The following is a 5319-nucleotide window of genomic DNA, read 5'->3' as shown; positions in this document are numbered from 1 at the left end:
AAATGTATCTTTGCCGAATATTACGAAAACGTTTTCTTAAACATTAATATTATAATTTATGTCACAAAGTATCAACAACTTTATTGAAGCAGTTGCTAAAAGAAATCCTAACGAGCCAGAATTTATGCAAGCCGTTAAGGAAGTTGCCGAAACAGTAATTCCTTTTATCGAAGAAAATAAAAAATACGAAGGCAAAATGCTTTTGGAAAGAATGGTTGAAGCAGAGCGAGTAATCATGTTCAGAGTAACATGGATTGACGATGCTGGAAAAACTCAAGTAAACAGAGGTTACAGAATTCAAATGAACTCTGCAATTGGACCATACAAAGGAGGAATTCGTTTTCATCCTTCTGTAAACCTAAGCATCTTAAAATTCTTAGCTTTCGAACAAACGTTCAAAAATTCACTTACAACTTTACCAATGGGTGGAGGAAAAGGTGGAGCTGATTTTGACCCAAAAGGAAAATCAGATATTGAAATCATGAGATTCTGTCAAGCGTTTATGACGGAATTATCTAAACATATTGGTGCTGACACAGACGTTCCTGCTGGAGACATTGGTGTTGGTGGAAGAGAAGTTGGTTACATGTTTGGTCAATATAAAAGATTAAGAAATGAATTTACTGGAGTTTTAACTGGTAAAGGAATTTCTTTTGGAGGTTCATTAATCCGTCCAGAAGCTACAGGTTATGGTGATGTATATTTTGCACAAAGTATGCTTGCGACTAAAGGTGATAGCTTTACTGGTAAAACAGTAGTTGTTTCTGGTTCTGGAAATGTGGCGCAATATGCAACCCAAAAAGCTACACAACTTGGAGGAAAAGTGGTAACAATGTCAGATTCATCTGGTTATATCTATGATGCTGATGGTATTGATGCAGAAAAATTAGCTTATGTAATGGAAATTAAAAACGTAAACTACGGAAGAATTTCTGATTACGTAACTAAATATCCAAACGCAACTTTCGTAGCTGGAAAACGTCCATGGGAAGTAAAATGTGATGTAGCTTTACCTTGTGCAACTCAAAACGAATTGAACGAAGAAGAAGCAAAAACATTAATCGCAAACGGTTGTATCTGTGTTGCTGAAGGTGCAAATATGCCTTCAACTCCAGAAGCTGTAACTGCTTTCTTAAACGCTAAAATATTGTTCGCACCAGGAAAAGCATCTAATGCTGGTGGTGTTGCAACATCTGGTCTTGAAATGTCTCAAAACTCGTTACGTTTAAGCTGGACTTCAGAAGAAGTTGACGAAAGACTAAAAAGAATCATGCACGATATTCACGCAGCTTGTGTGAAATACGGTACAGATTCTACAGGATATGTTGACTATGTTAAAGGTGCAAATATCGCAGGTTTCGTAAAAGTTGCCGATGCAATGCTTGCTCAAGGAATTGTATAAAAAAATATTCAATTTATATCAAAATGCCTTCAATTATTGGAGGCATTTTTTTGTTTACGCATATTAAATAGAAGTTATTTGCGTTTATACTATATTTGTAAATCTGAATTAAAAAAAATGCGCTATAAATTTTTAATACTAACTCTTTTTCTATCAGTATTTTCGTTTTCTCAAGGCAATTTACTTTGGAAGGGATATTTCTCATACAATAAAATCTATGATATTTCTGAATCTGCCAATGCAATTTACGGAGCTTCAGAAAACGCACTTTTTATTAAAGGAATTTTCACAGGCGACATAACAACAATTAATTCTATTGACGGATTAAAAGCCGATGAAATTTCAGCTATTTACAGAAGTGATGCAACAAATGTAACACTTGTAGGAAACTCTAATGGACTTTTATTAGTAGTAAAATCAGACGGTTCAATTGTACCAAGAAGAGGAATTATCGATGAAGTTCCAGTTGCTCCAACTATTAAGCGAATCAATAGTTTTTATGAAATTGACGGAAAAGTATACATTTCGTGCGATTACGGGATTTCAGTATTCAATTTAACTACGTTAGAATTCGATTCCACTTATTTTTTAGGTCCATCAGGAAGTTTTTTAAAAGTGAGACAAACTACAGCCAAAGACGGATTTATTTACGCAGCAACAGATAACGGAATTAGAAGAGCTTCTTTGGCGAATCCTTTTCTTGAAGATTTTAATCAATGGTCGGCAGTTATTGGCGATCAATGGGCTGGTATTGCTTCCTTAGAAAATCAAATTATAGCTGCTAGAACCGATAGTAAAATCTACAGATATAACGGAACAACATTTGTTGAACAAATAACTTTACCAGAAAATATAATTGATGTTAGAGCATCTAATAATTATTTTATTGTAACGACTTTAAATCATGTTTATGTTTACAATCAAAGTTTGGTTCAAATAGCACATATTTTATCCAGTCAAATTATCGATATTCCAGTTACTTTTTCTTGTGCAACGGTACTTGAAGAAATTATTTTTATTGGCAGCAATGAAAACGGAATTATCTCAATCCCAATTTCAACGCCAACATCCTACGAATTTATAATGCCAGACGGACCAGTTTTAAACGATGTCTTTAGAGTAAAAAAATCAACATCAACACTTTGGACGCTTTTTGGAAAATACAACAGAAACTATAATCCTTATAATTTTCAACCTCCATTTGGTCCATTTCAATATCCAATAAGCAAATTAACGCAAGAAGACGGTTGGGACGTTATTCCTTATGCTGATTTGTTTGGAGCTAAATCATTATCAAACATTGCCTTTAGTCCTAACAATGAAAATGAATTGTACATAAGCTCTTATTTCTCTGGAGTTTTAAAAGTAGTTGATGGAGTTCCAACAGAATTATTAAACAATACAAACACTGGTTCCAACGGAATTCAAGCGCCAAGTGTAGACGAAGGATCGCGTATAAACGGACCAGTTTTTGACAGAAGTGGAAACCTTTGGATCACCAATAATTTTGTCGCAAAAGCATTAAAAGTATTGAGAACAAACGGTTCTTGGGAATCTTACGATTTATCGGATGTTATTCCCGAAACTAATTTTGAAAGTTATGCGATTCCTGTGGTTGATAAAAACAATACCAAATGGCTGCCAACTTTAAGAAACGGATTAATTGCCTACAACGAAACATCCAATAAATCAATGGTAATTAAAGCGGAAGCATTAGGAAATCTTCCCGATATTGACGTAAGATGTGTTGCTATTGATAATAGAAATCAAATGTGGATTGGAACTGCAAGAGGTTTACGAATTATTTCTAGTGTAGACCAATTCCTTTCGCAAGATTTAATTCAAACCAGAGATATCATTATAAACGAAGACGGATTAGCTCAAGAATTATTTTTTCAGCAATTTATAAATGATATAGCTGTTGATGGCGCCAATAGAAAATGGGTTGCTCTAGCTGATGCCGGAGTTTATTTAGTTTCTCCAAACGGTCAAGAAACGATTTATCAATTTACTAAAGACAATTCGCCATTGCCAAGCAATACGATAAACGATATTGAAATTGACAATGTATCGGGCGAAGTTTTCTTTGCTACAGATAAAGGATTGGTTTCATTTAAAGGCACTTCTACCAAACCAGAAGAAACGTTGCAAAATGTTTATGTTTATCCAAATCCGGTGCGACCAGAGTTTTCTGGAACTATAAAAATTGCTGGATTAACCGATAAAGCAATTATAAAAATTACCGATATAGAAGGAAATTTAGTTTTCGAAACTACTTCATCTGGAGGAACAATAGAATGGGACGGAACTGCTTTTGGCAAATATAAAGTTGCCTCAGGAGTTTATATGATTTTTGTTTCGGCTCAAGATGCTGTAGAAACTACTGTTAAAAAAGTAATGATAATCAGATAGATGAATATTTATAAAATTCTTAAACTCAACCAATCTATAAAAAGTCATAGAATAAAATTTTTAGGGCTATGGTTGTTGAGTATTTCCAATAAAAGGTATTTGTCTATTCAGTTTGATCCAGTGCTTGCGTGCAATCTTAGATGCAAAATGTGTTATTTTACAGACAATGAAATTGTAAAAAAACTTAAAGGAATTTTTAAAAAAGAAGATTTAGAAATTCTTGCTAAAATCAACTACAAAAATGCATTGCGACTCCAAATAGGTTGTGGCGCAGAACCAACTCTTTTTAAACACGTTACAGATATAATAAAACTTGGTAAGGAATACAAAATTCCCCATATAAGCCTAATTACTAACGGCAATCTACTCACCGAAAAAGATGTTATAGATTATTCAAAAGCTGGATTGAACGAGTTTATACTTTCTATGCATGGTGTAAAAAAAGAAAGCTATGAAAACTTTATGAGTAAAGGCGATTTCTCAAAATTTAATCAGGTTTTACAATGGATTTCAGATGAAAAGGCGACTAATAAAAACCTATCATTAAGAATAAATTACACCTTTAATGTTGACAATTTCTTCGAATTAAAAGATTTTTTTGCCGATTATGGCAAGTACAATATCGACACAATTCAATTTCGTCCAATTGATAAAATCGGAGAAACCGAATACAATAATTTTGACTTATCAGCGATAGAAAACGAGTATTCCGCAATTATTGGTGAGCTTAAAAACGAGGCGATTTCTAGAAAAATTACCTTTCTTGCACCAAGTTCTATTAAAAGAGATTTCAATCAAAATGTGGTTCAAAACACTAACAATAGTTCCTATCTTGTGCCTTATACTAATTTCTATGTTGGACCAGATTTCGTCTGGAAAGAAAATTTCGATTGGAAAACCCAAACGTTTGCTCAATGGAAAAAGCAAAACAATTGGAACTTTACAATCTTTAAAAACATTTTTATTTCTAAGAAAAAACTAGAAAAATTAAACAGAAATATGCTTAATTACAACGTAGATATCAATTAAGTAAATGCTAGTCAAAACCAAAGCCATTGTAATTTCATCACTACGGTATCAAGAAAAAAGCTTGATTGTAAAATGCTTCACACAATCCGACGGACTTAAAAGTTATTTTGTGCAAAGTGCCTATTCGGGTAAAAAATCCAATCAAAAAATTGCTTATTTTCAACCACTAACTATTCTTGAAATCGAAGCCAATCACAAGAATAAAGGCACTTTAGAACATTTTAAGGAAATAAAATTAGCAGCAGCTTTTCAAACTATAAATACCGACATTGTAAAGAGCACTATTGTCATGTTCTTGTCAGAAATGTTACATCACAGCATTCAAGAAGAAGAAAAAAACGAAAACCTATTTACGTTTCTAGAAACCGCATTACTTTGGTTAGATACACACGAAGAAACATCAAATTTTCATCTGATTTTACTACTAGAAATCACAAAATTCTTAGGTTTTTACCCAGATAATTCTGAAGCGGATT

Annotated in this window: 4 protein-coding genes; all 4 read left to right on the top strand. The window is 33.1% G+C overall.

What is annotated here, in order from left to right; all coding sequences use genetic code 11:
* The first annotated feature begins 58 nt into the window (after window positions 1-58).
* Window positions 59-1402: an NADP-specific glutamate dehydrogenase gene (gene gdhA / locus DIU01_RS15095; protein WP_290835897.1), complete on the top strand. Its 1344-nt coding sequence runs from the start codon at window positions 59-61 to the stop codon at window positions 1400-1402.
* A gap of 117 nt (window positions 1403-1519) precedes the next feature.
* Complete coding sequence (locus DIU01_RS15090; RefSeq protein WP_290835896.1) at window positions 1520-3814, top strand: two-component regulator propeller domain-containing protein; 2295 nt, start codon at window positions 1520-1522, stop codon at window positions 3812-3814.
* A complete protein-coding gene (locus DIU01_RS15085; RefSeq protein ID WP_290835894.1) occupies window positions 3815-4843 on the top strand; it encodes a radical SAM protein in 1029 nt (342 codons plus the stop codon).
* Window positions 4844-4847: 4 nt separating this feature from the next.
* A partial coding sequence (gene recO / locus DIU01_RS15080) for a DNA repair protein RecO (protein ID WP_290835892.1) occupies window positions 4848-5319 on the top strand: 472 nt, incomplete at its 3' end.

Source organism: Flavobacterium sp. (genome assembly GCF_003525665.1).
Taxonomy (GTDB): domain Bacteria; phylum Bacteroidota; class Bacteroidia; order Flavobacteriales; family Flavobacteriaceae; genus Flavobacterium.
Note: the sequence above shows the minus strand (reverse complement) of the source record. Positions and strands in the feature narration are given on the sequence as shown.